The following is a 26,695-nucleotide window of genomic DNA, read 5'->3' as shown; positions in this document are numbered from 1 at the left end:
GGACTCCTTTCCTTTTTTTGTCAGCCCTTTTGCAGGGAGAATTGCATCTGCCCGTCAAATAGGGGCTGTAATCTTAGGGCGGTCTGGGGGCAGTTATTGATGCAAAGCCCGCAGGCCGTGCATTTTACGGGATTGAATGTCAGCGCCTTGCCTGTTTCTGTATTGCAGATGGCCAGTGCTTTTTCCGGGCAGAGCATGGTGCAGAGGCCGCAGGCGGTGCAGGAAGCCTGCACGGTCATTCCGGGAAACAATGCACAGGGGGAGGCGGCCTGTTTTTCCAGCCAGATTACCGGATCAAAGGCGTACTGCCGCTGCGTCTGTGCCTCGGCAATCTCCGTGGCGGTATCGGCGGCAGCATGAAACAGGGAGCGGAAAAAGGAACGGCGGGCCACGGGGGTTGGCGCGGGCGCAGTTTCCTTCACGTGAACGAGCTTCAACAGTGGTTTGCCTGCCGCCTGCAGGGCTTCATTGCAGGCGGCGATTTCCGTGTCCAGCCACTTAGCAACCGCGGGATTGCAGGCGGCGCAGCGGCTCGTGTCGATGGACAGCGGCTGATTTTCGGCCAGAGCCCAGAGCAGGCGTCGGTTCAGGGCGCCGAGGCAGGGCATGCCGGCGGGTGATACCTTCCGGCACATAAGCACCTGCGGCGTGAGCTTCTGCGTGGCGGTCAGGGCGGCATCATAGTCTGAGTCGCTTTGGATGGCGCCGGTGGGACAGATGGCTGTACAGAGGCCGCAGTTATCGCATTTTTCCGCATCGATTTCCCGGTTCGTGATGGCTTGTTGCGGGCAGATGTCCTGACAGCGGCTGCAACTGATATTGGTGTAGTGGAACAGACAGCGATTGAGGTCGATATGGCGCTGGGGCATGGAATGGGCCACCTTTCAAAGATAGTTTTCTACATTATACCGCTGTCCATGACGGTTTGACAAATAAAATAAGCCTGGCCATATGACCAGACTTATCGATAGACATGATATTACTTTGCGGTCTGTACTTCCGGCAGTTCTTCCTTGTTCATGCGGCTGGACAGGTAGTTGGCTGCAAGTGACCCCGATATATTGTGCCAGACGCTGAAGATGGCACCGGGAATGGCGGCGGCAGGGCCGAAGTGGAGCATGGCAAGGCTCGTAGCAAGCCCTGAGTTCTGCATGCCGACCTCGATGGAGATGGCTTTGGCCTTGGCCAGGTCCATATGCAGGGCCTTGGCGAGCAGGAAGCCCGTGCCGTAGCCCAAGAGGTTATGGCACATGACGACAGCCATGATCAGGAGGCCTGTTTCCATGATCTTCTGGGAGCTTACGGCTACTACGCCGCCCACAATCAGCACGATGGCGGTTACGGAAACGAGCGGCAGGACTTTGACGACCTTCTGCACCTGCGTCTCAAAGAATGAATTGATGATGATCCCTGCGACAATCGGCAGGATTACGACCTGCACGATGGACATCATCATGGCCGCTAGAGAAATCTCCACCCAGGCGCCGGCCAGCCACCAGGTCAGCAGCGGTGTGACAATCGGTGCCAGGATCGTCGTGGTCATCGTCATGGATACCGACAAAGCCACATCCCCGCGGGCCAGGTAGGTCATAACGTTGGAGGAGGTACCGCCGGGGCAGGTGCCCACGAGGATGACACCGGCAGCCAGTTCCGGCGGCAGGCCGAAGGCCGTGGCCAGGATATAGGCGAGCAGCGGCATGATGGTGAACTGCGCCAGCGCCCCGATGAAGACATCGCGGGGACGCTGGAAGACCAGTTTGAAGTCCGAGAGCTTGAGTGTCATGCCCATGCCGAACATCACGATGCCCAGGAGCAGGGTGATATTCGGCGCCACCCATTTGAAGCTTACAGGCTCAATAAGGGCGATGGCGGCGATGGCGATAACGAATACCGCCATATACTTGGAGATGAAAGCACTTAGTTTTTCCAGATAATGCATAAGACCAATCCTTTCCTTTATGATGTTTACAATATTACAGTTGTAAAGCAGAAAAGTCAAGGTAAATATGGATGATTGTATTTATATAAGGGAATATTTTTTACACCTAGCATTGAAATAGGTGATGTAAAGTGTTACAATATGTTCATATTTGCTAAAGGGGGAGTTATCATGCATGCATTACATATGGAAAAAAGCCGCTGGACGGCGCGGGATCTTACGCTCACGGCAGTCATGACGGCTTGGGTGTTCTTGTTGACTTTTGTCCCGAAGATTCCCATACCTCTGGGATATGCGCATCTGGGGGATGCGGGAATCTTCGTGCTGCTTTGTCTGGGCTGGCGCCGGGAAGCTTTGGCTGCGGCCTGCCTGGGTTCCATGCTGGCGGACCTCGTGGGCGGTTTTCCCCTGTGGATAGGGCCGACGCTGGTGATCAAATGGGCTATGGCCGAAACCTTTCTGCACGCAGCAAAATTATCGGGTAAGGACTTTGTTACCGCGCCCCGCACTTTGCTGGCCTTGATTCTGGCCTGCCTCGTGATGGCGGCAGGTTATACGGCTTTTGGTGCGGTGCTCTATGACAGCATTGAGGCCGGCTTGGCTTCGGCACCGGGACTTCTGGCTGAGGGCGCAGTCAATATCCTGGCCTTCTATGCGGTCATCAAACCGTTGGAGAAGCTGCTGCAAAGCCGTCTGTGATTTCATAGGTATTGAAGGGCTGCTAAAAAAATAGCAGCTCTTTTTTGGTTCTATAATGATATGTTTATATCAAAAATAAAATAAACTATTGTATATATACTTGCAAATGATAGTTGGTCGTGTTATAATGAGTTTGCGATTGAAAGATAACTAACATTTTATATAAGGAGTGATGATAGTGAATATTCAATATCGTCAGGAAGCTGTTTGGATCGGTATTGATGTGGGAACCACCGGGGTTCGTGCTATCGCCTATGATATTACCGGTCGGAAAGTCGCGGCAGCAGAGGCTTTTTATCCATTGCTGACACCGCATCCGGACTGGGCGGAGGAAAATCCGGCGCAGATCTTTGCGGCAATTCAGGAGGTGGTCGGCAAGGCTGCGGCAGACCTGCGGTACAAGAGCCGCCAGCTGGCGGGCCTTTCTCTAAGCACGGTCATGCACAGTTTTGCCGGGCTGGACGGCAATTATCAGCCGCTGATGGATATGCAGACCTGGGCCGACAGCCGTAGCGCGGAAATCGTGCGGGAGATGAAGGCAGACGAAGGTTTATGCCGCCGTTTTTATGAGAAGACCGGCTGCCCCATCCATGCATCCTATCCGTTGGCCAAAATCCTCTGGCTGCGGAAGAATCATCCGGATATGTTCCGGCAGATGCGTTATGTGGGTTCATTGAAGGATTACATCTTTTACGGACTGACGGGAAAATGGCTGATTGACCATTCGGCGGCCAGCACCAGTGGCCTCTACAATGAAGCGCAGATGGATTGGGATGAGGAGATCCTCGCTTATGCAGGCCTGAAAAAGTCCCAGTTGCCGCCTGTGGTTTCCACGACCCATATGGAGAAGCTGCAGGATAGTGCGGCCGGTGCCATGGGGCTGCCCGCAGGCCTGCCGGTGGTTATCGGCGCAACGGACGGCGTGCTGGTCAATGTAGGCATCGGAGCCGTGCAGCCAGGTCAGCTGAGTGCCACAATCGGTACCAGCGGTGCGTTGCGGATGCTGACGGACAAACCCTTGACGGATAAGAAGATGCGTACCTGGTGCTACAATCTCGTGGATGATATGTGGGTGGCCGGCGGAGCCATCAACAATGGCGGCATGATCTTGCGTTGGGTAAGGGACAAGGTTTGCCACTATACCCCCCATCATCTGGAGAATCTCGATGTGGATGGGTACGACCTCATGACCATGAAGGCAGCTCATGTGGCGGCCGGAGCTGACGGTCTCGTCATGCTGCCGAGCTTTACCGGGGAACGGGCACCATACTGGAATTCGGAATTGCGGGGCATGTTTTTTGGCCTGTCGCTGAACCACAGCCGTTCCCATATGATTCGCGCCTGCATGGAGGGCATTGCCTACAGCATGAATGCGGTGATGCTGGCCCTGCGGGATTTTGGGGAAATCAAGGATATCCGGGTCAGTGGCAGCTTCACGAAGTCGGAACTCTGGCTGCAGATTCTGGCCAGCGTGCTCAATGAAGAACTGATCCTGCCCGACAACAGCGAGGGCGCAGCCTTTGGGGCAGCAGTGCTGGGCTTTATTGCCAGCCATGAACTGACAGGTATCGGCGCAACCCGGGATTTGGTCAAGCCCAAGCGCATAATCCGTCCGGACAAGGAGGATGTCAAAGTTTATCAGGAACTTTATCAGATCTATGACCAGCTGTATTGGAAGCTGCAGCCGGAACTGGCGGCTATCGCAGCATTTCAGAAGGCACAGGCATAAGGAGGCAGGATGATGGAGAAGAAAATGGATATCGGCATGGTCGGCATGGCCGTGATGGGGAGCAATCTGGCCCTCAATATGGCAGATCATGGTTTTGATGTAGCTTGCTACAATTATACGCCGGATTTGACGGAAAAAGTATTGCGGGAGCATCCCCATGAGCATATGCATGGCTTTTTCAATCTGCAGGAGTTTGTAGATTCCCTGCAGAAGCCCCGCCGCATCATGCTGCTGATTATGGCGGGGGCCCCGGTGGATTCCATGATTGAGCAACTTACGCCGCTTTTGGAACCGGGCGATATGATTCTCGATGGGGGCAATTCTTACTTTGGGGATACCCGGCGACGGCAGGAAAAACTGCAGCAATCCGGCATCCATTATTTCGGGGTCGGGATTTCCGGCGGGGAAAATGGTGCCCGCAGAGGCCCATGCATCATGCCGGGGGGCGATAAAGCTGCTTACGAATATGTGCGCCCCATCTATGAGGCAGTGGCGGCTCAGGCGGATGGTCAGCCCTGCTGCAGTTATATCGGCACGGATGGTGCCGGACATTATGTGAAGATGGTGCATAACGGTATCGAATATGCCGATATGCAGCTGATTGCGGAAGCCTACCTGTTGCTGAAATACGCCGGGGGCTGCAGCAATAAGGAGATTGCTGAGATTTTCCATCAGTGGAACCAAGGGGAACTCAAAAGCTTCCTGATTGGCATCACCGCCGATATCTTCGCTGAAGATGATGAGGCGGGCGGGCAGCTGTTGGATAAGATTGTGGACAGTGCCGGACAGAAGGGAACTGGGCGTTGGACCAGTATCGAGGCCCTGCGGCAGGGCGTGAATACTTCCCTGATCACGGCGGCCTGCAATGCCCGGGTAATGTCCAATCTGCTGGCCGAACGGCAGGCTCTGGGCAGCATCATCCAGTCTGCCTGTGTGGATAAAAAGGCGGACGGTGACTTCGTGGAAATGGTACGTCAGAGCCTGTATTTGGGCAAGATTGCCGCTTATGCTCAGGGCTTTGCTCTCTATCGTTCGGCGGCAGATCATTATGGCTGGCAGTTGGACTTGGGGCAGATTGCGGCCATCTTCCGGGCAGGGTGCATCATTCAGGCAGATTTCCTGAGTCGGATCACGGCGGCCTTTACGGCTCGGCCACAGCTGGACAATCTGCTGCAGGATGACTTTTTCGCCGGGAAGGTCAATGACAATCTCACAGCACTGCGGCAGACGGTGGCAAGTGCCGTACAGCGGGGGATCCCCGTGCCGGCGCTGGCCTGTGCAGTGGAATACATCGATGCCCTGCGTGGCACGCATTTGGGGGCGAACCTGATTCAGGCCCAGCGGGATTATTTCGGGGCGCATACGTTCAAGCGTATCGATGCGGAAGGTTCATTCCACCATGAATGGAAGAAAAATTTCTAAAATTCGCATTCATATCTGACAAGGGAGGTCTATGATTATGCCGCTTATCATTTTGGCAGTTGGTATTCTCTTTTTGTTTTTCCTGATTGTGAAGGTACGGCTCAACAGCTTTTTGGCCTTGCTGCTGGTTGCCGGTCTGGTGGGCTATGCCGAAGGGCTGCCTGAGGGCCAGATCATTCCCGTGATTGAAAAAGGCCTGGGCGGAACCCTGGGGGGCCTGGCCATCGTCGTGTCCTTCGGCGCTATGCTGGGCAAGCTCATGGCAGAAAGTGGCGGTGCTCAGCGCATTGCCACCACGCTGATTGACGTATTTGGCCGCCGCTGGGTCAAATGGGCTGTGGCCTTGACCGGCTTCATCGTCGGCATTGCCCTGTTCTATGAAATCGGCTTCGTACTGCTGATTCCCCTGGTCTTCACCATAGCCACGGCGGCAAAGATTCCCCTGCTTGAAGTAGGCATCCCCATGGCGGCGGCGTTATCCGTGACCCATGGTTTCCTGCCGCCACATCCCGGCCCTACGGCGATTTCCATCATCTATAATGCCGATATCGGACTGACCCTGCTTTATGGTGCGATCATTGCCATCCCCACGGCCATCGTGGCCGGTCCCGTCTTTGCCAATACCACGAAGCATATCCAGCCGGAAGTGCCCGAGGGCATGCAGAGCAGCAAGGTTTTTGCGGATAACGAGATGCCCGGTTTTGGCATCTCCGTGTTCACCGCTATGGTCCCGGTCGTATTGATGGCCGCTTCGGCCATCGCCAAGTTGACGTTGGCTCCCGCATCATCCCTCTATCAGTGGCTGACTTTTCTGGGCACGCCGGATATGGCTTTGACCATCGCTGTGGCTACGGCCATCTACACCTTTGGCCTGCGGCAGGGCAAATCCATTCCGGAAATCATGAAGATCTGCGAAAGCGCCGTGCTGACCATCGCCATGATTCTCCTGATCGTGGGCGGCGGTGGTGCCCTGAAGCAGATTCTCATCGACAGCGGCGTTGGCAATTACATCGGTGAGATTGCCGCCAAGTCCCAGTTATCCCCCCTGCTGCTGGCGTGGACGGTGGCAGCAGTGATCCGTACGGCCTGCGGCAGTGCAACCGTAGCCGCCCTGACAGCCGGCGGTATCGCCGCACCTGTGGTGGCCGTGACCGGCGTGAATCCTGAACTCATGGTGCTGGCTACAGGTGCTGGCAGCCTGATTTTCAGTCCCCCGAATGATCCCGGCTTCTGGCTCTTCAAAGAATTCTTTGGCCTGACCGTCAAGCAGACCGTGCGCACCTGGTGCGTGTTGGAAACCATCATTTCCGTGATGGGCCTGGCCGGCGTCCTGGTTCTCGAAGCAATCATCTGACATCCTGATGTAAAAAGCCTTCCGTTGCTGGAAGGCTTTTTACATAGGAAAAAATCATGTATAATATCCATGAAGGATGTTAGAAAAGAGGAATGATATGAAGGAACAGGTATTACCGATTTTGCGCAGCGCTTATGAAGATCTGACCAAGTCGGAAAAAAAAATAGCCGATTATATCACCGGCCATAAGGATGAAATCATGGGGCAGACGGTGGCGGAAATCGCCAAAAACACCGCCAACTCGGAAATCACCATTTCCCGCTTTTGCAAGAAGCTGGGGTTCAGCGGCCTGCAGGGGCTGAAGATTGCTTTGGCCTCGGAATTGTCAGCGGCAGGGGAGCAGACCTATCAGGACATTCATAAGAATGATGATGAGGCAGCTGTGGCGGGCAAGATTTTCCGCAACATCACCGACGGTCTGCAGGATACCCTGAAGATCCTGGATTTTTCCCTGATTGCAGCAGCCGTGGATTTATTGAAGTCGGCCCGCCGGGTGGCCATTTATGGCTTTGGCAATTCCGCCACGGTCTGCCAGGACATGGAAACGCGCCTGCTGCGCTTTGGCATGGCTGTGCAGGCCTTCAGCGATGTGCATATGCAGGTGACCTCAGCCGCACTGCTGGATGCCTGCGATGTGGTGATTGCTGTTTCTCATACGGGCGCTAACAAGGATATTCTGGAATCTTTGCGCATAGCCCGCCAGAATGGGGCGAAGGTCATCGCCATTACGAGTTATGCCCAATCGGAATTAGCGCGCAGTGCAGATATTGCCCTCGTGGGCATGGGGCGGGAAGTCCATTACCGATCGGAAGCGGCGGCCTCCCGTCTGGTGCATATGGCCATCGGCGATATCCTCTACACCTGCCTGGCCATGAAAATGCCGGAGCAGTACCATGCCAACTTGCAGAAGATGCGTGAAGTTATTGCCGCTCGCCGTCTGTAAGTTGCTGCAACAATGCCCGGCAGCCTTTGTCCACATCCTGATAGGTCACTTCGAAGTTGCCTGTGTACCAAGGATCGGCAACTTCGCGGGATTCACCGGCATAGGAGAGAAGCAGGTGGCATTTGCCTTGCGGATCATTACCGGTCATGCGCATCAGGTCGCGCATGTTTTCGTCATCCATGGCGACAAGGTAATCATAAACATCGTAATCAGCCCGCTGGATCTGGCGGGCTTTTCGCTTGGTGAAGGGGATGTTATGGGCGGTGAGGGCGGCTTTCGTGCCCGGGTGCGTGTCACTGCCAATCTCATCGGTGCGGCATGCTTTGGAATCCACGAGGATTTCCGTTTCCTTTCCGGCCTGACGCACGAGTTCCTTCATGACAAACTCGGCCATTGTCGAACGGCAGATATTGCCATGACATAAAAAAAGTATTTTTTTCATCGTTTGCTCCTTCCAACTTCTTTTTCTTAACTTAACTCTCCTGCATTTTCTTGAATAAATCACGGGCAAAATCGAGTACCATCGCGCGCTGTTCAGCAGGAAAGGTGGAATAGGCAAGCAGAAGCTGCTGTTCCCGTTCGGAGAGCTGCAGTTTTTGGGCCAGTTCCGATACCAGGTCGGCACGGTGGCTTACAAACATCTCCCCTGTGCCATGGCGCAGGTATTCTTCATTGATATTATATTCAGCGACAAGCTGGGAAATGACACGTTCTGTAATGGGACGTGTCTCTTTTTCGTATTGGCCGATGGTTGTCTGGCTTAGATTGATGCGGGCGCCGAAATCTGTTTGGTTCAGGTCGAGTGCCTTGCGGATTGTCTTTAAGCGATAGCCGATGCTCATATAATCCCTCCTAGATAAAAGTATAGAAAATTATATAGTGAAAATCAATAATTAAAAAGTAAATATCTTGCAATGCTCAGTGAAAAACACTATAATATAATTTAATAATAACTCAAATCACTATTTGGTAAAGATGAATATATTTGACACAATACGGCGACTATATGCCAAACTAACCGGTTATTAAATGCGATAATAATAGTAGGCAAAAGTTAAAGAGGTGAAGGTTTTGGGGATTCGTCGGGATATTTTCTATCGGCAGATCGGAGCAAAAATCGCATATTATCGCACACTGTACGGCATGGAGCAGAGCCAACTGGCGGATAAGATACATATCAGTCAAAGCACCCTGAGTCGTATCGAACGGGGCAAGTACGGAGAAAATATATCAATCGCCATGCTGTTGGACATTGCCGAGGGCTTGGAAATCGATCCGTCATTGCTGACAACATTTACGGGATTGGAAAAGAATATGTGGAGTTACAAACCATATACCGATATGTAGGGGATCACGGGAAGGTGGAGCGTCATCATGTCTATGGTCATCATGAATAATGGAGCGGCTATGCAGGCGCTCCATGAAAATGACAAAAATTCCAATAAATTATCGAAAGATTTACAAAAAGTATCCAGTGGGATGAAGATAAATGGTGCTGGGGATGGTGCGGCGGAGTATGCTGTCTCTGAGAAGATGAGGGTGATGATTCGCTCCTTGGGACAGGATATTGAAAATGCCAAGAAAGGGATAGATCTTGTAAAGATTGCCGAAGAAGGAATGCAAAACATAGTTGACCAACTAAGAGATATGAAGGCTATGGCCATTGATTCAGCCAACGAGCATAATAGTGATGCAGATCGGGCAATACTGCAAAAAGAGTTTGCTTCGCGTATGGCAGGGATTGATAATATTGCGGCGACTACCAATTACAATGGTAAAATTTTGATGGATGGACGGTATTGGTACAAGGAGTATGATGGTATAACCGCTGAAAATTGGGACACGCAAACCAATACATTAATGACATCGTTCAAACTTGACAAAAATCAGTCGGCTAGTTTTAATTCTGTTTGGGGAAAGCCACAGTTGACAAAAACGAAGATATTACTTAATAGTGCTAGTGATGTGCCTAAATTGGAACCCAATACACCAGTAGTTGAAAACAGTATTCAGAATTTGTTTCCGACATCGCCTTTGGGGACATCTGCTTGGGGGATAACAGGTTATAGTCCTGAGCAAGCTTTGGATTATTTTTCGTTGGGGTCGAATACAAGAATGGTAATAACTTCAAATGGTACTTTTAAGCCACCATTATATAAAAGAACAGCAAGCGGGACATCAGAATATACAGTTAGAAATATGCCACAAAATGGTCAAACAGTTTATTTGAAAACAGGCACATATACATATACTCCATGTTATTTTTATACAAACGGTTCTGACCAGATGATAATATCACAAAATAATGTAGATATCTCACAGGGGGCGTCATATTATAAAGCTGATTTAGATTTTAGCAGAGCTACTAAAGAAGGGCGTGCATTAAATTACCCGTCTGATTTGAATAATCAAAGTGTAACGATTTTGTGTCCGGGTTGTCTTCAGTATGTGGGGATAAAATTAGAAACTGGCAGAGAAGCTGGAACGGGGGTACTCTATAGGTCAGATCCATCATATCAAGGACTTTATAGAGGTGCACAAGTTTATGTTGTGGGTATAGGTTCGGAACCTTGTACGCAGGAGGAGGTTTTAGAAAATATATTTAAAGGGATAAAGGCAGCTAATGCTGCAAATGGTATTAGAAATGAATCTGATAAAAATTTAATGTTAGCAGAATATCATGGTGTGACTTTTTTTAAGGATGAAAATACTGGTAACTATAGTTTCTTAAAAATAGATCTGCCTATGATAGTATATAATGGTGGAATAGGGAGTCTTAGTGGTGGAGGGGAAGAAGAAGCACAAATACAACCCGATCCGCCGGAACCCGACCCACCAGAACCTGACCCACCAGAACCTGACCCGCCAGAACCCGATCCGCCGGAACCCGACCCACCAGAACCTGACCCGCCAGAACCCGATCCGCCGGAACCCGACCCACCAGAACCTGACCCGCCAGAACCCGACCCGCCGGAACCTGACCCACCAGAACCTGCCCCACATAATCCCGACGATAACGAGCAGGGGCATAAGGGGCGGCGCGTTGAGGGGAATCCTTTGATTATCCATTATGGGCCAAAGCAAAATCAGCATTTGCGGGTGTATATCAACAATATGCACACCAAGGCTATGGGGCTGAACGATGTGGTTATTGATCCCATGGAAAAAGCACGGGAAGCTATGGGCAAGCTGGATGAAGCTTTGGACTATGCCTTGAATGAAATAACCCGTATGGGGGCATACCAAAAGAAACTGCAATATACCATAGACAACAACACGACAGCCGAAGAAAATGTCACCAGTGCGGAGAGCGTTATCCGCGATGCCGATATGGCTCAATCCATGATGAATTATGTTAAGGACAATATCCTAACGCAAACATCCCAAGCCATGCTGGCACAGGCTAATCAAAACAGGGGAGCAGTATTGAGACTGTTGCAATAGGTGCTAGCTGTGAGAGAAAATAAAGAGCACTGCTGGCTGCAGTGCTCTTATTTTTAGAATTGATTGCTATAGTTGTCAGTTTGAGGATGTATCAGAGTTCATCCATTAAATCATCGATAGCATGAAATGGGCCAACAAGGTCTGTGCACGTGTTTACTTCCTTCATAGCTTTGATGGTTTCGGCGTTTGGTATTTCATCAAGATGGTATTTTTTATGATGGAACAATGTTGTTACTTCATTGGTCTTTAGATTAAGTTTTTCCTTTAGCAGGACAGTATATTGCATCTGTCCTTTTGAATAATCAAAATTGCTTAATGGAAATATGGAGTTTCCATAAAATACATTATTGTTATTTACGAAGGTGGCAAAAGTAATGATGCTTTGTGGTGTGGTTCCCTTCACGATATAATCTGCAGAAAGTGCGGAATAAAAAGGGATTTTATTCTTGTCATAGCGAAAAAAGTTGGAAAAATTGCTATCCAGTATAGTATCAAGGTGTGCTAATACTTTTAAGCGGTCACTTATGAGTGGGAAGGCTTTGTCCTTGGAAATATCATTAGCAGTTATTTTCTGTGAAAGTATTTGTCGAAATACCTTATCATGAGCTAGGTTCTGGAATGGATAGGCAGATTTTAGTTTTTGCAGACCTGCTAAATGGTAAAAATTATCTGGCAGGAATCTGATGGTTAAATGCGTTTGCTTCATTTTTCTGCCCAATATAATGTGATATTCGTAGTTGGTCAGGTGAAGGAAGGTAGAAGCAGCATCTCTTAAAATATCGGTACTCATAGCAATGGTTATTCCTTGATTTCTTAATGCAAACAAAAAAAGCTCTTGGTGAGAAGCCGAGAGCTTTTTCTGCAATTTGGCCGTTTTTCTGTCTGCACAACGAGGTGCATCTAGTCAGGTTGAGGTTACACGGCCAAACCCTTCATGGAGCTATCCAAGTCCCGCTTCCTGACACGCTTCTTGGAGTCCTAGCCCATACTGACACTCTGTGTTGCCAGTTCTCTATACTTTGATTATAGCAATACAGTGGTAGAAGGTCAAGGGAAGAATCTCAATCAGTAAATCCGTTCTAGTTCATATCCGTTATCGTGCAGTGCCTTGACAATGCGCTGGATGTGTTCTTCGTTATTGGTCTCGCAGGTGACTTCGAGGACTACTTTCTTGAAGCTGTTGGTGACCTTGGACTGGTTGTGGTTGAGTTCGATGACGTTGGCGTTCTCTTCGGCGAGGATGCGGGAAACGTTTAAAAGCTGGCCGGGTTTGTCCGGCAGCAGGACGCCGAAGCAGAAGACGCGGCCACGGGCAATCTTGGCCTTCTCAATCAGGGCAGAAATCGTGGAAATATCGATATTGCCGCCGCTCACGATGGCGGCTACTTTCTTGCCCTTGAACGGGAGCTTGGAAAGGGCGGCCAGCGACAGGACGCCAGCGCCTTCGGCAATGAGCTTGTGCTTTTCGATAAGCGACAGCAGGGCGCCCATGATTTCCATTTCGGAAACGGTGATGATGTCGTCGAGGTATTTCTTGCAGAATTCGTAGGTCAGCGTGCCGGCGGTCTTGACGGCGCAGCCATCGGCTACGGTGTCGGCGGATTTGAGCGTCGTGACTTTTCCCTTGGCAAGGGCGGCCTTCATGCAGGCGGCATTTTCTGGTTCCACGCCGATGACCTTGATATCGGGATTGACGAGCTTGGTGGCCAGCGCCACGCCGGAAGCGAAGCCGCCGCCGCCGATGGGCACGAGGATGGCATCGATATCCTTGCAGGCATCGATGATTTCCAGAGCCGTGGTGCCCTGGCCTAAGAGCACCTGCAGGTCGTTGAAGGGATGGATGTAGACATAGCCATGCTGTTTCTGCAGTTCGAGGCTGTAGGCATAGGCGTCGTCAAAGCCGTCACCATGCAGCACGACTTCTGCGCCCAAGGCTTTCGTGCCTTCGACTTTGAGGATTGGCGTGGTGGCGGGCATGCAGATCACGGCCTTGACGCCGAGCTTCTGCGCCGCAAAGGCCACGCCCTGGGCATGGTTGCCGGCGGACGAGGTGATGACGCCCTTGGCGCGTTCTTCGGGCGTGAGCTGGCTGATTTTATTGTAAGCACCGCGCAGCTTGAAGGCGCCCGTATGCTGGAGGTTTTCGGGTTTCAAGAAGACCTGGTTGCCGGACAGTTCTGAGAAGAAGTCGCTTTCGATCAGGCGTGTCTTTTTCGCTACGCCTTCTAAGTTGCGGGCGGCTTGATAGACTCCGGCGATGGTGGTTTGGGCGACGATCTCGGCATTATTGGGGCGGCTGGCTTTTTCTTTGGACATGGGTGGGCCTCCTTTGATACTCTCTGTTTACACATATTTGATTTTTAGGCATTTATTTCTAATAAAGTGTTCTATTTAGTGTATCACTATCCGCTGAGAAATGTCAATGTATTTTATGCGGCTAGGGCAGGATTTTATTGGGGCAGGCGCGAAATATTAAGTATATCGTATTACGGGGAGGTATGTTTAGATGAAGTTATCCCGTATTTTGGTGCCGGTGGACGCGTCGGATACTTCCAGCCGGGCGCTGAAGTTCGCCATCAATCTGGCTGAGGAGATGGAGGCCAGGTTGGATGTCCTGCATGTGACGTATTTCACCAGCGAAACGGATGCACAGGAGGATACCTGGCTGCCGGATGATGTCGTCGGGGATGTGCGCAGCGATGAGGTGGCGACGCAGGCCATGATCAAGCGGTGTATGCCGGAGAATTTCAAGTATGAATACCACTGTCGTACGGGGATGCCGGTGGAGGAAATCCTGCAATTTGCTGAGGAAAGCCTGCCGGATCTCATCGTGACCGGCGGCCGGGGCTTAGGCGTCGTGGAAGGCTTCTTTGCCGGCAGTGTCAGTCAGGAATTGGTGGAGCGGGCCCAAACGGCTGTAATGGTGGTTAAATGATTTTGAGGGGGTAATCTTGATGATGAAAAATATTCTTGTGCCGGTAGATGGTTCGGAAGGTTCGGACCGTGCGGTAGCAGAGGCCATTGCCATGGCAGAGATCTGCGAGGCAAAGCTGAACTTCCTCTATGTGGCCAATATCAATCAGCTGGCCATCAATGCCTGCCTGTCTGATGCCATTCTCGAAGCAGTCACGAAGGCTGGCAATGTGATCTTGGACCGGGCCATGGAAATGGTACCCTCCGGAATCGAGAAGGAAGCTTATTCCGAAACCGGCTCGCCGGCCGTAGTGATCCTGGATTTTGCAGCCTCGAATGATATTGACCTGATCATCATGGGCAGTCGTGGCCTGGGAATCGTGAAGGGCGTACTGCTGGGCAGTGTCAGCCAGTATATCGTGGAACAGGCAAAATGCCCTGTTCTGGTTGTGAAATGAACAGCAAAAAGCCGACCAGCTCAAAAGTCTGGTCGGCTTTTTTAGTATAGGGTTTTTATGATGCCGGTTTTGCGATAGGCGTTCATATCGATGACTCTTTGATTGGCAGAGCCACGGAAGTTCAGTGTCAGATCCCGCAGTTTCTCCTCGTAACGGCCATCTACCAGCACATCGATTTCCTTCAATAAAGCATCGATGGCGGGATTGTTCCTGGATAGCAGGTCTTCCAGCGTGAAGCCGGTGTAGCTCCATACATCAAGCCCGCGGGCATGGGCCTGGCGGGCTAGTTTTGTCAGGGGAGCAGGCTGCAGGAAGGGCTCGCCGCCGCTGAAGGTGATGCCGTCGAGCAGGGGATTGGCGTCGATGAGGGAGAGAATCTCATCGGTATCGGCATCCCTGCCGCCGGTGGCAGGGTGTGTGGCGGGATTATGGCAGCCGGGGCAATGGTGCGGGCAGCCCTGTGTGAAGACTGTGAGCCGCAGGCCATCGCCATCGACGATGGATTCATCCACGATACCTGCAATGCGAATCCTCATATCAGTGCATGACGGTATGCTTTACGCGATCATGTTCTTCGGCGCGCTTGGCATCATTCCAACGGTCGATGGTACCGACCAGGTAACCGGTGATGCGGCGGATGCGCTCGAATTTCTGGGGCTGCAGTACATAGTCCAGATGAATCTGGCCGTCAGCAGCCGGAGTCAGCGTCAGCTCATTCAGTTTTTCGTTGGTCTGCTCTTCCACATAGCCAATGTACTGGGCAATCTCTGCCTCCGTTACATCACTGAGACCATCGACAGTTACTGCTACATCATTTACCATCATGATAATCACCTATCCTTTTATTTATTGTACCCGTCAGGGGGGCGTCCGTTTGAACCACCATTGGTGGTGAATGTAAGGAAATTATACAATATGTATGGCTGTTAGTCAATAGAAATACTAGATGTAGTTGTTTATGCACGGGGTTATCCACAAAGGAAAGGGGCGGCAAACCTTGTAAAATGGGCCGAAAAAAAGTTATCCACAAATTACCGGCTTGGCAATTTGTGGATAATTGGAAGGTTCTACCTGTACTTTTCTTATTGCTGTACAATGGTCCGGATCGGGAAGGGGATTTCGATTCCTTCTTCGCGGTAGCGGGCGGTCAGGGCCTTGATGAATTCGTGCTTGAGCAGGAATTGGTTGTCGAAGCGGGCGGAGTGCAGCAGGACGTTGAAGTCGATGCTGCTGTCGCCGAAGTTGTAGAAGCGCACGGCGGGCTGGCGGTCTTTGTCCAGGCGCTCGTTGAGCTGTGTCAGCACCTGCCGGGCAACGTCAAGAGTTACTTCCTCGACCTTTTCCAAATCGCTGTTATAGGCCACGCCCACGGGAATCTTGATCAGGATGTCGTGGCGGGGCATGCTGTAGTTAGTGATGATGGAGGAGGCAATCTTCTGATTCGGGATGACGACCATATTGCCCTCGCCTACGGGGACGATGGTGGTGAAACGCCAGGTGATGTCCGTGACGCGGCCTTCCTCACCGGAGCTCAGATGGACGTAATCGCCGAGCCGCAGCTGTTTGGAGAGAATCAGATGCAGGCCGGAGAAGATATTGGCCAGGGTTTCCTGCAGGGCCAGCGCCACGGCCATACCACCAACACCCAAAGCGGTGAGAATCGGGGCGATGGAGATGCCGTAGTATTGCAGCACGACGAGGATGCCCATGGCATAGATGATGCCGTTGACGATGGCATTCAAGAGCGTGGTCTTGGGCATCTTCTGCTGGGAACGCTCAATCTGCATATCGATGACGCCGCTGATCGTGCGGGCGATAACCCGGGTGATGGTCAGGATGATCACCGTGAATAATATATAGGAAAAGATCTTGACCAACGGTTCGATGATGTCGATGGTATTGACGATCCAGTAGAGTCCCACCACGAGACAGAAGGAGATGGGCACGCCCTGCAGGGCGTTGATGAAGATGTTCTGCCAGTTGGTTTCGTCGCTGGCCAGCCGGTTCAGCACCCGTTTCTTGATCATGCGGTTCAGGGTGATGCCGGCGGTCAGGGCGGCAATCAGGATACAAAAGGGCACAATCAGCATTTCTAGGAGATGAGTCCAGTCAATCCAGCTCATCCAGTCTGTATTCGGCAAAGTAATTCCTCCCTTGTGTGTTCACAATATCTTCTATTATACATCAGGAGAATTAGATTTTGCTATATTTCCTATGGTAAAATCCGACCATTAGCGTTATAATAATTCCTCGACGTGTTTACGATTTAGGTAAGGTTTATGAGGTGAAATACATGTTAAACACACGGGACATGGACATGCTTCATGGCTCATTTTGGGATAAGCTGATCATCTTTGCCATACCATTGGCCCTGACGGGCGTACTGCAGCAGCTGTTCAATGCGGCAGATGTGGCGGTGCTCGGGCAGTTCGTGGGTAAGAACGCCATGGCCGCGGTGGGCAATAATATTTCGGTGATTGGGATATTGGTCAATCTGTTCATGGGGCTGTCGCTGGGGGCAAATGTGATCATCGCCCGTTTTATCGGGGCGAAAAAGCCGGAAAAGGTGGGCGCAGCGGTGCAGACTTCCTTTGCGCTGGCTATACTCACAGGTTTCCTGCTGCTGGCAGTAGGAGAAATCCTCGCTGCCCCCATCATTGACTGGTTGGAAGTGCCGGCGGAAGTGGAGGGAATGGCGGAAACCTATCTGCGGGTGTATCTGCTCGGCTTGCCCTTTATCGGTATCTATAACTTTGAAGCGGCCATCCTGAGGGCCAGGGGCGATACCCGCACGCCGCTCGTGGCGCTGGCAGCAGCCAGTGTGGTCAATATCGCGCTGGACCTGCTCTTCGTGAGCTGGGGCTGGGGCGTTATGGGCGTGGCCTTGGGCACGATCATCGCCATGGGGGTAAGTTCCTTTATCCTCTTTTGGTCCCTCACGCATTCGCAGGATATCCTGCGTCTGCAGTTCAAGGATTTTGCCTTTGACCGGAAAATGCTGCGGGAGATTGCAGCCATCGGCCTGCCCGCCGGGATTCAGGGCATGGTCTTTTCCTTTTCCAACATCCTCATCCAGGCGGCGGTGAACAGTCTGGGGCCGGATGCTATGGCGGCTTCAGCGGCGGCCTTTGCCATCGAGGTCAATGTCTACTGCTTCCTGAATGCCTTTGCGCAGGCGACGACGACCTTCGTGAGCCAGAATTATGGGGCGGGCAATCTGCCGCGCTGCTTTGCGATTACCAAGGTAGGCTTGCTGCTGGATATTGCGTGTACGCTTTGCATGGCCACGATTGTCATCGTGTTTGCGCGGGAGTTTTTTGCGATCTTCAATGCGGACGAGACCGTGGTGGAGCTGGGCATCATCCGCTTCTGGTACATTGTGGCACCGCAGTTCCTGCAGGTATTCATCGATGTGCTGTCCGGGGCACTGCGCGGCTATGGCTTTTCGCTGCCGCCGGCACTGCTCGCGCTGGTGGGCATCTGCGGCGTGCGCATCACCTGGCTCTATACGCTGTTCCCCGCCAGTCCCACCTATGGCACGCTGATGGCCTGCTATCCGGTGAGCTGGCTGATCACGGGCATCTTTATCGGCATCCTCTATCGTTACTGCCGGGGACATATCAAGCTGATTCGGGTGTAAACATAACAGAAATTTCGTGATTTAGATTAAAACTACATTAAAAGTGTAACAAATGTGCAGGAAAATCTCTGTTGCGGCAGGGATTTTTCTTTTTGTCACGAATGAATACTAGTATCAAAAAAATTTTATCTGAACGCTGAATCATTGGTTAAATTCGCCGATATATATCAAAAGGATTGATATGTGGTGAGAAAGGAGGAAGAACAATGATTTGTAAGAAATGCGGCTGTATAGTCGAAACGGGAGCGAAGGTTTGTACCTTTTGCGGTGAGCCGGCAGAGCTCAGCAGTGATGACCTGCTGAACACCTTTGCTGGAGACAGCACGGCGGAAGACATCCGGGCAAATATACCGACGCTGGTCGGGCTGCATGAGCTGGCGGAAGTGCCGGGCGATAAGGAACGGCTGATTGGAGAGCTGAACCGCCTGCAGGGATATTTTTCGCATATCCGGGGGAAATATGCCACCTTGGGCGATCTCTGGCTGATGCAATCCCAGAACGATGAGCCGAGGCTGGCCAATTATACGTTGGGCGGCTGTCTGGCGACGTTGTTCTTCTACCTGATCCTCACGGGCTTTTTCCCGTCCGTGCCCTGGACCTTTTTCTTTGCGGTGTGGCTCGGAGTGACGAGCATCGGCTATATCCAGGCCGGCAAGGCCTATGAGCGGCGCAAGGCTCAGCTGGAGGCCGATATCCGCGGGGTGGAGAATGAAGTGCGCAGCTATTATAATCTGGCTGACCATTGCTTCCTGCCGCTGGATTATTCCGATCCGCAGATCATCAGGGAGCTGATCGTCGGCATCACCAACGGGACCATCACCTCTTTCCGGGAATATAAGGTACAAGGATAAATAAAGCCTTCCCCCCAGGGGAAGGCTTTGTTATAATTTATAAGGAAGTTATTGCAAGATATTTAGGGGGAATTTCATGTCAGTATACTCACTCTGTTTGTTGTTAGTCTGTCCTGTGCTGTTATTGCTGTTGGCTTTCAGCAGCTTCCGGCACCGGAGAATAAAGATGACCATATTGTTTGTCTGCCTGGCGGTGGCCGTGGGGGCGATCGGCGGCATCCGGGGCTATCAGGAAATGGACGGCCGCGCGAAGGAGAGCACGGTTTCCAATTTTGACCGGGATCAGAAAGAGAACATGACGCGCCGCTATGAACAGGCCGTGAATATCCTCAATCAGCTGAATTTTGCCCATCCGGACCGGGAAAAGACGGAAGAGGCGGTGAAGCTGCTGCGGGACTTTGACGATGAACAGGTCGTGGCTTCTCTGGACGGGGCCTGTCCGGACGCGCCGGTACTTTTGGCCTATGCTGAAGCCATGAACCAGGTGGCCACCTATCGGGGGCATATGACCAACAAGGATGTGGCGGGGGACCGCAAGCTCTTGTCCATCGTCCAGGACATGCCGCAGGGGTATAAGGGCAAATTGGCCGACAAGATCGTGCCGTTCCAGCGCCTGATCATCTCCATGAATGAGGAAGCGGCCAAAGAGGCGAAACTGGACAAGGAAAACGCCAAGAAGCATGCGGAAAAATTAAGTCAGGGAAAATATGGAGGAATTCACCCCGGTGACAGCGAAGATAATATAACAGCCGCTATGGGGGAACCCGTCCGGGTGAATGTCACCCAGGGCGAAGGCCAGAATCTCAAGCAGTACGTATTCAACCATAACGGCAAGAGCATTTATGTTTATACGAAGGATGGCGTGGTAATAGACGTCGTCCTGTAATCTTGATGAGGTGATGACGATGAAGAAGAAAGTTGTGGCACTGGTCTTAGGTGCGATGATGAGTTTTTCCGCGATGGCGATGGCCGCTACGCCAGAGGCCGAGATGATGTCGGCCCAGCAGGCCAAAGTGGCAGCCTGGACGGATGTCATGCTGGTGAAAAACAAACCGACCGATGCCCTGAAGCTGATGAGCAGCGAAGCACAGAAGGAAATCACGGCGAAAAAGATTACGGACGTGAGCAAGGAGATGGCCAAGAATCTGGGCAAATTCAAGGGAGCACGCTTTGTCAGCTGGACAGTCCTTGACCAATGCCAGATGATGTACCTCATGTCCTTTGAAAAAGAACCGATTGTGCGCTGCGTATTCATCTTTGACCAGAAGGGCAATATGCTGAACTTTGCCCTGCAGCCAATCAAGCAGAAACAGCAGGCCCCTCAGAAACCACAGGATAAGGCAAAGCCTGCACCCAAGAAATAAAATAAGATTCAGGAGAGCATAATGAGCATATACGAATACAAAACCCAGGGAACCTGCAGCCGGAAAATCACAGTGGAGCTGGATGGCAAGATTATCAAGTCCGTGAAGTTCGAAGGCGGTTGTGCCGGCAATCTGTCCGGCATTGCCAAACTCGTCGTGGGCATGGATATTGACCATGTGATTGAACGTTTCGCAGGCAATACCTGCGGCCCGCGTCCTACGTCCTGCCCGGATCAGCTGGCCATTGCCCTGCGGGAAGCTTACGAGGCGCAGCAGGCTGGCTGAGTTTATCCCTGAGTGATTTGGAAAGAGTGAATCTATGTTATTTGACAGTCATATTCATACGGAGTTTTCGGCCGACTCGGAAATGAAGGCGGCAGAGGCTCTGGCCGTGGCAGAGAAACAGGGAATCGGCCTGGTTTTCACCGAACATCTGGATGCCAATTTCACGGCCAAGGATGGCAAGGCCTTCTCCTTTGCACCCCATGCCTATTGGCAGGCTTACAGCCGCCTGCGGGGGGATAACCTGCGCTTGGGCGTGGAAATCGGCATGCGCGCCAGCACCCGTGATTTCAGCGAGGAATTTTCCCGGCGGGTGCCCTTCGATATGATCATCTGCTCTCAGCATCTGGTGGACGATATCGATATCTACTATCCGGATTATTATGAAGGCAAGGACAAACAGGAAGCTTATCACCGCTACTTCGTACAGATGGCGGAGAATCTCAAAGCCCATAGCTTTGCTAATACTCTGGGACATATCGACTATATCTGCCGCTATGCGCCCTATGAAGATCCGGATATCGTTTATGAGGATTTCGCCGATGAAATCGATGCGGTACTCAGGACAGCCATCGTGACGGATACGGTCATGGAGTTAAACACCCGCCGTCTGGGAGATAGGGAAGCACTGGAAAAGCTGGAGCCTGTCTATCGCCGCTACAAGGAAATGGGCGGTCACTTTGTCACCCTCGGTTCCGATGCCCATGGTGCTGATGCCATCGGAGCACATATGCAGCTGGCCTGCGATTTTGCGGAAAGCATTGGCCTGATGCCCGTGACCTTCTGTCAGCAGCGCATGGTGAATTGTCTGCGTTAAAGAAAAATTATTTGACAGGGATATGTTTTTTCGCTATAATAGACAAGTGATTTGCGGGATGTAGCGCAGTTTGGTAGCGCGCCTGCTTTGGGAGCAGGATGTCGCAGGTTCGAATCCTGTCATCCCGACCATCTCAAATCGCGTCAGTAGCTCAGTTGGATAGAGCAACGGCCTTCTAAGCCGTGGGTCGGGGGTTCGAATCCCTCCTGACGCACCAGTAAATTCAAGGGTTTCAGCGTTTAGCTGGAACCCTTTTTTGTATTTTGGCAGACCATATTATAGCATGCTGGGGCTCTTGTAGCTATTAATCATAGAATGGAAGGGGGATGGGGGAAATCCTTTGTTATCCGCTAAAATTAGCAGGTGAAAAAATTCTTCCTTGTGGTATCATATAGTAAAGTAGGTGCGCAAAGGGGGATTTTTTTATGGAGCCGCAGCAGCTGGGGTTTCAGGTTGACTTGTCCCGGTGTGTGGGCTGCCGGGCTTGTGAGAAGGCCTGCCAGCATAAGCATCCGGATTTGCCGCGGGCGTTCCGTCATGTGGATGAGTGGGATGGTGACCGGCGGGAACAGGGTTTTTTATCCATGTCCTGCAATCATTGTACTTCGCCGGAGTGTATGCGGGTGTGTCCTATGGGCTGTTATGAAAAGCGCCGTGATGGCATCGTTCTGCATAACAGTGCCAAGTGTATCGGCTGCGGGCGCTGTGTCGGTGCCTGTCCGTTCCATGCGCCGCGGCTTCTCCCGCATACGGGGAAGGCAGCTAAGTGTGATATGTGTCAGGAGCGATTGGCAGCGGGCAGGCAGCCGCAATGCGTGGAGGCTTGTCCCGTGGAGGCACTGCGCCTTTGCAATATCGAAGGAGAGGGCATCGGGTGGCAGGATTATCCGCTGGTGCGTTATACGCAGCCGTCCTTGAAGTTTATCAAGGCCCGGCAGCCGCTTTGTTTTTGGCGGGAGGATCGAGATGGAAAAAGATAAGGAAGAACTTTGGCAGGCAGAAGATATTGCAGGCAAGCTGAGGGTAGTTCATGGCTATACAGGGCTGGAAATGGTGCTGCTGGACAGGTTGGGGGACTTGCGGGGAGCAACTCCCGGGGTTCGTGAGGAGAGCCTGTCCCTGCTGCGGCGCAAGCGGCAGGCTTTGCAGCAGCAGGATTTTGCGCCATTTACGGGGCTTACGGTGCGGCCGCTGGTGCAGAATAAGCAGCTTTGGGGTTGGCTGGCGGCAGACTGCCCGCAGGCGGATATGACGGAAAATGCGTACTGTCTGTTTCTGGAGCTGAGCTTGCAGCTGACCTTCCTGCTTTGGCATGAGGGGGAGATCAATGCCATGGTGCGCAGGCATCGGGAGCAGTTCCTCTATGATGTCCTTTATCATAATTTTGCTTCCTCAGATGAAGTCATCGAGATGGGGAAAAACTGGAATATGCGCCTGGACAGGCCGCATCATGTGGTGGTCGTGGAGTTTGACCGGCCATTGCAGGGGGATAAGCAGGAAATTCTGCTGGCCGAACTGGACAAGGAATGGACACGGGTGCTTTCGGCCCGGTTTGTCCAGCCAATCCTGATGCTCCTGCGGATGCAGTTGGTCATTCTCTTTGAGGAATCCCGTACGCCGCCTCGCAGCCAGAGTGAGCTGGCAGAGATCATGACTGGTGCTATGGCACAGATCAAGCAGGCATTTCCTGCAATCCCGCCATTTTCTGTGGGCATTGGCCGGCTGCATTATTCGGTGGCGGAAATCTGCCGCAGCTTTCAGGAGGCCCGGCAGGCCCTCAGCCTGGGGCGTTTCCGCCAGCCGGAAAATGGCATCACCTGCTATGAAGATTTGGGTGTCTTGAAGCTCTTATCCCATATCCGTACGGAGGAATTGGATGACTTTGCGCAGGAAACCCTGGGGACGCTGATGGCGTATGACAGCCAGAACGGCACAGAGCTTTTGCATACGCTGGAGATTTACTTTCAGGAAGGTGAGTCCCTGAGCCAGGCGGCGGAAAAACTGTTTATCCATGCCAACACCATGCGCAACCGGCTGAAGAAAGTGGAAACGGTGATGGGGGTGAGCCTTAACCGGGCGGATCTATTATGCCGGCTTTATGTGGCCTGTCAGGCCTTGCGGATCGTACGGCATACGCTGTAAAAAAGAATATGGTTGAACAAATGAAAAAAGTCGCGCAAATCTTTAAATAATGCTTGCTTTTTCCGTGGTTTTCACCGATAATGTAAATAGGAACCTTATCTGCATTTTTGGTTCATGGATAAAGGAGGAAGATGAACATGGATGTCAATACGATTTCTTCTTTGTCGCAACAGACTGCAGCGGTGAAGGCCAGCTATACGAAGAGCACCACCACTACCACGAATGAAGCGACGAAGGAAACCACAACTACTACTAACGAGGCTTTTTCGGTGGATATCTCTGCTGAAGCCAAGAAAGCTTCCACGGCATTGGACAAACTCACCAGTGAGCAGGTCGATGCATTGCAGGATGGCATTAACAAGAGCTATCAGTTGATGATCAAGACGCTTACCGAGCAGAATGCCAAGCTGCAAGGGTATCTTGATGAAGGTATCGGCAAGCTGAACTTTGACGGTATCCTGTTCGGCACGGACAAATTTGCCTTGCCGCCAGTAGGGACCACGCCGGAAGAAGCAGCGGAGGCCATTGGCGAAGGCGGCGCTTATTCTGTGGATAGCGTTGCATCCCGCATCATGGACATGGCAACGGCCATTGCCGGCGGCGATCCGGAAAAACTGCAGCAGATGCAGGCCGCAGTAGAAGAAGGGTTCAAACAGGCTGGTATCGTTTGGAAGGATGAGATGGGACAGGATGACATGCCTCAGATCACCAAGGATACCCATGATGAGATCACCAATCGCTTCAACAAGTTGTATGAAGAGATGGGCGTGAAACAAACCGCTAAAATGGATGAATGAGATTCTGAAGCGGCCGCTGTGTGGAAATAGCGGCCGCTTTTTTATGGAAGAAAGCAGTGCAAAGGGAAAATTATGACTTGACACGGTTATCCACAGATAGCTTGTGTATAAACCTGTGAATTCTGTGGATAACCTGTGGCGAAAATGATAAGTTATCCACATTTATCCACAGAGTTAGTAACATTTGTAGCAGAAATCCCCCGTTTTTCATGATAGAATGGAGAAAAAATCATGAGAAGCGGGGGATTTTGACAATGGTTGATGTGGATAAGCGGCGGCAGGAGGAATTGTTGACGGTAGGAGAAATCATCAGGATTTATTGCCGGGGGCACAAGCATCTGCGGGCGGCAGGGGAGGACCTCTGTCCGGAATGCCGGGCGATGGCTGACTATGCGTTGGGGAAGCTGGCGAAATGTCCCCGGATGGATATCAAGAGTTTTTGCAGTGTTTGTCCTATTCATTGCTATGGCAAGGCGGAAGGGGCAAAGATCCGGGAGATGATGCGTTATGGCGGGCCGCGGATGCTCCTGCATCATCCCCTGATGGCTCTGCGGCATATGCTGATAGAGTGGCGCACCCGCCATGGGCTGCGAAAAAAAGAAGCGCTGGCCGGCAGAAAAGCGGTTGCCCCGCATAAATGACTTGTGCTATGATGGACGGGCAGAGAATCAATACCTTATGTTGGAGGAATTGTTGATGAAAAGATTGCTTGTCCTTTTGGCTGTATGGCTGATGCTGGTGCAGACGGCAGCAGCACAGACGGTGACAGTGGATGGATATGGTGTGGATGAGAATGCAGCTCGTCGGGACGCAGCCCGGCAGGCTGTGGAACAGGTGGCAGGAACTTATATTGCCTCGAAGACGCTGGTGGAGAACTATGTTACGCAGCTCGATGAGATCTATGCGCAGGCGCAGGGCTTTGTAACTGGTATGGAAGTTATGTCCAGCGGGCAGGAAGGGCAGGTATGGCATATCCGGGCGCAGGTAGATGTGGATACCAGTGCGGATTCCAAGCTGCTCAGCCGCCTGAATACGGTGGCCCTGCTCAATGATCCCCGCATTCATGTGGAGATCCTGGATAAAGAGCTGGGAAATGGCAGCAGCCATGATCTGTTGACGGAACAGGCGCTGAACGAACAGTTGCTGGTAGTGGGCTTCAATCATGTGGTGTCTGACAGTCGTCCGGTGGATTACCGGGTACTGGGCACCAGTGAGGTTCATGCCTATGCGATAAAGGTTCCGGATGGGCAGGGTGGTTATAATACGACGCCGCTGCAATCCGCAGCCGCAGAACTTACCGTACGTGTGGTGGATTATGCTACGGGCAGTATCGTAGCCACTTTCCAGACCACAGGCCGGGGGATTGACAACAGTGCCGCACTGGCAGGGAATCGTGCTCGCAAGGAGGCCGCAGCTCAGGCGGCCAAAGAATTGGAAGCTAAGTTCAAGAAAACGGCCATGAAGATCCATCAGGGCATAACGTTGACCGTAAAGGCCGACAGCCTGGAAAAGGTGGAGGAACTGACGCAGAAGATGGGTAATATGGCCGGTGTGCAGAAGGTTATCCTGCGGAGCATGGATGGGGGAACTGCCATCATCGATGTGGAATCCGTGCAGAAGCCGCATGTGTTGGCGAGAATGTTAAAAGAAGTAGGACTAAATATCTATATATTGGCAATCAGTAACAGTGAATTGAAGCTGTCCCTGCATTGATGCCGTCTGGGAGAGGCCTGGTAATCAGGCCTCTCTTTTGTTCTTAAGGCTATCTTAAGAACACATTAAGGATACCTTAGGAAAATATTAAAGAAATATGAAAAAATCATTGACAAGATATCGAATGAGAGGGAAAATAGTCCTTGGAAAAGTGCAGCGGATAACAGGCATTTTTCCCGGCACCGCTG

At 51.8% G+C, this 26,695-nt stretch carries 29 protein-coding genes and 2 tRNA genes; 22 read left to right on the top strand and 9 right to left on the bottom strand.

Features of this window, described 5'->3' with window-relative positions:
* Window positions 1-20: 20 nt before the first annotated feature.
* A complete protein-coding gene (locus BLQ59_RS06515) occupies window positions 21-869 on the bottom strand; it encodes a 4Fe-4S binding protein (RefSeq protein WP_074572078.1) in 849 nt (282 codons plus the stop codon).
* 110 nt (window positions 870-979) lie between these two features.
* Window positions 980-1,939 (bottom strand): bile acid:sodium symporter family protein, encoded by a 960-nt coding sequence (locus BLQ59_RS06510; protein WP_074572077.1) that lies wholly within the window; start codon window positions 1,937-1,939, stop codon window positions 980-982.
* Between the two features lie 171 nt (window positions 1,940-2,110).
* Between BLQ59_RS06510 and BLQ59_RS06505 the strand changes: the two genes are divergently transcribed.
* The 5 genes from BLQ59_RS06505 to BLQ59_RS06485 all read left to right on the top strand — a co-directional run bounded on the left by BLQ59_RS06505 (window position 2,111) and on the right by BLQ59_RS06485 (window position 8,086).
* Entirely contained in the window at window positions 2,111-2,638 is a 528-nt protein-coding gene (locus tag BLQ59_RS06505) for an ECF transporter S component (RefSeq protein ID WP_074572076.1), read from the top strand.
* Window positions 2,639-2,810: 172 nt separating this feature from the next.
* Window positions 2,811-4,367, top strand: a complete 1,557-nt coding sequence (locus BLQ59_RS06500) for a gluconokinase (protein ID WP_074572075.1) — start codon at window positions 2,811-2,813, stop codon at window positions 4,365-4,367.
* 9 nt (window positions 4,368-4,376) lie between these two features.
* Entirely contained in the window at window positions 4,377-5,789 is a 1,413-nt protein-coding gene (gnd, locus tag BLQ59_RS06495; protein WP_074572074.1) for a decarboxylating NADP(+)-dependent phosphogluconate dehydrogenase, read from the top strand.
* A gap of 37 nt (window positions 5,790-5,826) precedes the next feature.
* Entirely contained in the window at window positions 5,827-7,143 is a 1,317-nt protein-coding gene (locus BLQ59_RS06490; RefSeq protein ID WP_074572073.1) for a gluconate:H+ symporter, read from the top strand.
* A 97-nt stretch (window positions 7,144-7,240) separates the two neighbouring features.
* Window positions 7,241-8,086, top strand: coding sequence for a MurR/RpiR family transcriptional regulator (locus BLQ59_RS06485; protein WP_074572072.1), 846 nt, complete (start codon window positions 7,241-7,243; stop codon window positions 8,084-8,086).
* On the opposite strand, the gene BLQ59_RS06480 is transcribed toward BLQ59_RS06485, so the two are convergent.
* A complete protein-coding gene (locus BLQ59_RS06480) occupies window positions 8,064-8,528 on the bottom strand; it encodes a low molecular weight protein-tyrosine-phosphatase (protein WP_074572071.1) in 465 nt (154 codons plus the stop codon). The two genes, BLQ59_RS06485 and BLQ59_RS06480, sit on opposite strands and share 23 nt — an antisense overlap.
* Window positions 8,529-8,559: 31 nt before the next feature.
* Window positions 8,560-8,928: a helix-turn-helix domain-containing protein gene (locus BLQ59_RS06475; RefSeq protein ID WP_074572070.1), complete on the bottom strand. Its 369-nt coding sequence runs from the start codon at window positions 8,926-8,928 to the stop codon at window positions 8,560-8,562.
* A 229-nt stretch (window positions 8,929-9,157) separates the two neighbouring features.
* On the opposite strand from BLQ59_RS06475, the gene BLQ59_RS06470 reads away from it, so the two are divergent.
* Both BLQ59_RS06470 and BLQ59_RS15985 read left to right on the top strand, forming a co-directional pair.
* Window positions 9,158-9,433: a helix-turn-helix domain-containing protein gene (locus BLQ59_RS06470; RefSeq protein ID WP_074572069.1), complete on the top strand. Its 276-nt coding sequence runs from the start codon at window positions 9,158-9,160 to the stop codon at window positions 9,431-9,433.
* Between the two features lie 27 nt (window positions 9,434-9,460).
* Entirely contained in the window at window positions 9,461-11,530 is a 2,070-nt protein-coding gene (locus BLQ59_RS15985) for a flagellin N-terminal helical domain-containing protein (RefSeq protein ID WP_081342477.1), read from the top strand.
* A 91-nt stretch (window positions 11,531-11,621) separates the two neighbouring features.
* Here BLQ59_RS15985 and BLQ59_RS15980 read toward each other — a convergent pair whose 3' ends face one another.
* Window positions 11,622-12,395: a PBECR4 domain-containing protein gene (locus BLQ59_RS15980; protein WP_074572068.1), complete on the bottom strand. Its 774-nt coding sequence runs from the start codon at window positions 12,393-12,395 to the stop codon at window positions 11,622-11,624.
* Window positions 12,396-12,595: 200 nt separating this feature from the next.
* A complete protein-coding gene (ilvA, locus tag BLQ59_RS06445) occupies window positions 12,596-13,846 on the bottom strand; it encodes a threonine ammonia-lyase (protein ID WP_014425621.1) in 1,251 nt (416 codons plus the stop codon).
* 190 nt (window positions 13,847-14,036) lie between these two features.
* Here ilvA and BLQ59_RS06440 point away from each other — a divergent pair, with 190 nt between their 5' ends.
* Window positions 14,037-14,465 (top strand): universal stress protein, encoded by a 429-nt coding sequence (locus BLQ59_RS06440; protein WP_074572067.1) that lies wholly within the window; start codon window positions 14,037-14,039, stop codon window positions 14,463-14,465.
* Window positions 14,466-14,484: 19 nt separating this feature from the next.
* Window positions 14,485-14,901 carry a universal stress protein gene (locus BLQ59_RS06435; protein WP_014425619.1) on the top strand — a complete coding sequence of 139 codons (417 nt, stop codon included), beginning with the start codon at window positions 14,485-14,487 and terminating at the stop codon, window positions 14,899-14,901.
* Between the two features lie 41 nt (window positions 14,902-14,942).
* Here BLQ59_RS06435 and nrdG read toward each other — a convergent pair whose 3' ends face one another.
* The 3 genes from nrdG to BLQ59_RS06420 form a co-directional block, all read right to left on the bottom strand.
* Window positions 14,943-15,437 carry an anaerobic ribonucleoside-triphosphate reductase activating protein gene (gene nrdG, locus BLQ59_RS06430; protein ID WP_074572066.1) on the bottom strand — a complete coding sequence of 165 codons (495 nt, stop codon included), beginning with the start codon at window positions 15,435-15,437 and terminating at the stop codon, window positions 14,943-14,945.
* A gap of 1 nt (window position 15,438) precedes the next feature.
* Window positions 15,439-15,726 carry an anaerobic ribonucleoside-triphosphate reductase gene (gene nrdD, locus BLQ59_RS06425; protein WP_074572065.1) on the bottom strand — a complete coding sequence of 96 codons (288 nt, stop codon included), beginning with the start codon at window positions 15,724-15,726 and terminating at the stop codon, window positions 15,439-15,441.
* Between the two features lie 257 nt (window positions 15,727-15,983).
* Window positions 15,984-17,024, bottom strand: coding sequence for a mechanosensitive ion channel family protein (locus tag BLQ59_RS06420; protein WP_074572092.1), 1,041 nt, complete (start codon window positions 17,022-17,024; stop codon window positions 15,984-15,986).
* A 170-nt stretch (window positions 17,025-17,194) separates the two neighbouring features.
* On the opposite strand from BLQ59_RS06420, the gene BLQ59_RS06415 reads away from it, so the two are divergent.
* The 13 genes from BLQ59_RS06415 (at window position 17,195) to BLQ59_RS06355 (ending at window position 26,507) form a co-directional block, all read left to right on the top strand.
* Window positions 17,195-18,541 (top strand): MATE family efflux transporter, encoded by a 1,347-nt coding sequence (locus tag BLQ59_RS06415; protein ID WP_074572064.1) that lies wholly within the window; start codon window positions 17,195-17,197, stop codon window positions 18,539-18,541.
* A 206-nt stretch (window positions 18,542-18,747) separates the two neighbouring features.
* On the top strand, window positions 18,748-19,392 hold the full coding sequence (locus tag BLQ59_RS06410; RefSeq protein ID WP_074572063.1) for a zinc ribbon domain-containing protein: 645 nt from the start codon (window positions 18,748-18,750) through the stop codon (window positions 19,390-19,392).
* A 166-nt stretch (window positions 19,393-19,558) separates the two neighbouring features.
* On the top strand, window positions 19,559-20,278 hold the full coding sequence (locus tag BLQ59_RS06405; protein ID WP_074572062.1) for a hypothetical protein: 720 nt from the start codon (window positions 19,559-19,561) through the stop codon (window positions 20,276-20,278).
* Between the two features lie 19 nt (window positions 20,279-20,297).
* On the top strand, window positions 20,298-20,756 hold the full coding sequence (locus BLQ59_RS06400) for a hypothetical protein (protein ID WP_074572061.1): 459 nt from the start codon (window positions 20,298-20,300) through the stop codon (window positions 20,754-20,756).
* Between the two features lie 21 nt (window positions 20,757-20,777).
* Window positions 20,778-21,041, top strand: coding sequence for a TIGR03905 family TSCPD domain-containing protein (locus BLQ59_RS06395; protein WP_074572060.1), 264 nt, complete (start codon window positions 20,778-20,780; stop codon window positions 21,039-21,041).
* Between the two features lie 34 nt (window positions 21,042-21,075).
* The gene (locus BLQ59_RS06390; protein ID WP_074572059.1) at window positions 21,076-21,855 is read left to right on the top strand and encodes a histidinol-phosphatase HisJ family protein; all 780 of its coding nucleotides are present in this window, start codon (window positions 21,076-21,078) and stop codon (window positions 21,853-21,855) included.
* 54 nt (window positions 21,856-21,909) lie between these two features.
* Window positions 21,910-21,986: transfer RNA gene (locus BLQ59_RS06385), tRNA-Pro, on the top strand.
* A 9-nt stretch (window positions 21,987-21,995) separates the two neighbouring features.
* Window positions 21,996-22,072 (top strand) — tRNA-Arg (locus BLQ59_RS06380).
* A gap of 208 nt (window positions 22,073-22,280) precedes the next feature.
* Window positions 22,281-22,835 (top strand): 4Fe-4S dicluster domain-containing protein, encoded by a 555-nt coding sequence (locus BLQ59_RS06375; protein ID WP_074572058.1) that lies wholly within the window; start codon window positions 22,281-22,283, stop codon window positions 22,833-22,835.
* Window positions 22,822-23,997 carry a PucR family transcriptional regulator gene (locus tag BLQ59_RS06370; protein ID WP_074572057.1) on the top strand — a complete coding sequence of 392 codons (1,176 nt, stop codon included), beginning with the start codon at window positions 22,822-22,824 and terminating at the stop codon, window positions 23,995-23,997. Before BLQ59_RS06375 ends, BLQ59_RS06370 begins: the two co-directional genes overlap by 14 nt.
* A 137-nt stretch (window positions 23,998-24,134) precedes the next feature.
* Complete coding sequence (locus BLQ59_RS06365) at window positions 24,135-24,794, top strand: hypothetical protein (RefSeq protein ID WP_074572056.1); 660 nt, start codon at window positions 24,135-24,137, stop codon at window positions 24,792-24,794.
* Between the two features lie 254 nt (window positions 24,795-25,048).
* The gene (locus BLQ59_RS06360) at window positions 25,049-25,435 is read left to right on the top strand and encodes a nitrous oxide-stimulated promoter family protein (protein WP_074572055.1); all 387 of its coding nucleotides are present in this window, start codon (window positions 25,049-25,051) and stop codon (window positions 25,433-25,435) included.
* A gap of 55 nt (window positions 25,436-25,490) precedes the next feature.
* Window positions 25,491-26,507: a hypothetical protein gene (locus BLQ59_RS06355; protein WP_074572054.1), complete on the top strand. Its 1,017-nt coding sequence runs from the start codon at window positions 25,491-25,493 to the stop codon at window positions 26,505-26,507.
* The last annotated feature ends 188 nt before the right edge of the window (window positions 26,508-26,695 follow it).

It is taken from the genome of Pseudoselenomonas ruminantium (genome assembly GCF_900104055.1).
Taxonomy (GTDB): Bacteria; Bacillota; Negativicutes; order Selenomonadales; family Selenomonadaceae; genus Selenomonas_A; species Selenomonas_A ruminantium_C.
This window is presented reverse-complemented; position numbering and strand designations above follow the sequence as displayed.

Bases quoted from the DNA above. Each gene is read 5' to 3' on its own strand.
- BLQ59_RS06515 (WP_074572078.1), bottom strand. From the start codon at position 869: ATGCCCCAGCGCCATATCGACCTCAATCGCTGTCTGTTCCACTACACC.
- BLQ59_RS06510 (WP_074572077.1), bottom strand. From the start codon at position 1,939: ATGCATTATCTGGAAAAACTAAGTGCTTTCATCTCCAAGTATATGGCG.
- BLQ59_RS06505 (WP_074572076.1), top strand. From the start codon at position 2,111: ATGCATGCATTACATATGGAAAAAAGCCGCTGGACGGCGCGGGATCTT.
- BLQ59_RS06500 (WP_074572075.1), top strand. From the start codon at position 2,811: ATGATAGTGAATATTCAATATCGTCAGGAAGCTGTTTGGATCGGTATT.
- gnd (WP_074572074.1), top strand. From the start codon at position 4,377: ATGATGGAGAAGAAAATGGATATCGGCATGGTCGGCATGGCCGTGATG.
- BLQ59_RS06490 (WP_074572073.1), top strand. From the start codon at position 5,827: ATGCCGCTTATCATTTTGGCAGTTGGTATTCTCTTTTTGTTTTTCCTG.
- BLQ59_RS06485 (WP_074572072.1), top strand. From the start codon at position 7,241: ATGAAGGAACAGGTATTACCGATTTTGCGCAGCGCTTATGAAGATCTG.
- BLQ59_RS06480 (WP_074572071.1), bottom strand. From the start codon at position 8,528: ATGAAAAAAATACTTTTTTTATGTCATGGCAATATCTGCCGTTCGACA.
- BLQ59_RS06475 (WP_074572070.1), bottom strand. From the start codon at position 8,928: ATGAGCATCGGCTATCGCTTAAAGACAATCCGCAAGGCACTCGACCTG.
- BLQ59_RS15985 (WP_081342477.1), top strand. From the start codon at position 9,461: ATGTCTATGGTCATCATGAATAATGGAGCGGCTATGCAGGCGCTCCAT.
- ilvA (WP_014425621.1), bottom strand. From the start codon at position 13,846: ATGTCCAAAGAAAAAGCCAGCCGCCCCAATAATGCCGAGATCGTCGCC.
- BLQ59_RS06440 (WP_074572067.1), top strand. From the start codon at position 14,037: ATGAAGTTATCCCGTATTTTGGTGCCGGTGGACGCGTCGGATACTTCC.
- BLQ59_RS06435 (WP_014425619.1), top strand. From the start codon at position 14,485: ATGATGAAAAATATTCTTGTGCCGGTAGATGGTTCGGAAGGTTCGGAC.
- nrdG (WP_074572066.1), bottom strand. From the start codon at position 15,437: ATGAGGATTCGCATTGCAGGTATCGTGGATGAATCCATCGTCGATGGC.
- nrdD (WP_074572065.1), bottom strand. From the start codon at position 15,726: ATGATGGTAAATGATGTAGCAGTAACTGTCGATGGTCTCAGTGATGTA.
- BLQ59_RS06420 (WP_074572092.1), bottom strand. From the start codon at position 17,024: ATGAGCTGGATTGACTGGACTCATCTCCTAGAAATGCTGATTGTGCCC.
- BLQ59_RS06415 (WP_074572064.1), top strand. From the start codon at position 17,195: ATGTTAAACACACGGGACATGGACATGCTTCATGGCTCATTTTGGGAT.
- BLQ59_RS06410 (WP_074572063.1), top strand. From the start codon at position 18,748: ATGATTTGTAAGAAATGCGGCTGTATAGTCGAAACGGGAGCGAAGGTT.
- BLQ59_RS06405 (WP_074572062.1), top strand. From the start codon at position 19,559: ATGACCATATTGTTTGTCTGCCTGGCGGTGGCCGTGGGGGCGATCGGC.
- BLQ59_RS06400 (WP_074572061.1), top strand. From the start codon at position 20,298: ATGAAGAAGAAAGTTGTGGCACTGGTCTTAGGTGCGATGATGAGTTTT.
- BLQ59_RS06395 (WP_074572060.1), top strand. From the start codon at position 20,778: ATGAGCATATACGAATACAAAACCCAGGGAACCTGCAGCCGGAAAATC.
- BLQ59_RS06390 (WP_074572059.1), top strand. From the start codon at position 21,076: ATGTTATTTGACAGTCATATTCATACGGAGTTTTCGGCCGACTCGGAA.
- BLQ59_RS06375 (WP_074572058.1), top strand. From the start codon at position 22,281: ATGGAGCCGCAGCAGCTGGGGTTTCAGGTTGACTTGTCCCGGTGTGTG.
- BLQ59_RS06370 (WP_074572057.1), top strand. From the start codon at position 22,822: ATGGAAAAAGATAAGGAAGAACTTTGGCAGGCAGAAGATATTGCAGGC.
- BLQ59_RS06365 (WP_074572056.1), top strand. From the start codon at position 24,135: ATGGATGTCAATACGATTTCTTCTTTGTCGCAACAGACTGCAGCGGTG.
- BLQ59_RS06360 (WP_074572055.1), top strand. From the start codon at position 25,049: ATGGTTGATGTGGATAAGCGGCGGCAGGAGGAATTGTTGACGGTAGGA.
- BLQ59_RS06355 (WP_074572054.1), top strand. From the start codon at position 25,491: ATGAAAAGATTGCTTGTCCTTTTGGCTGTATGGCTGATGCTGGTGCAG.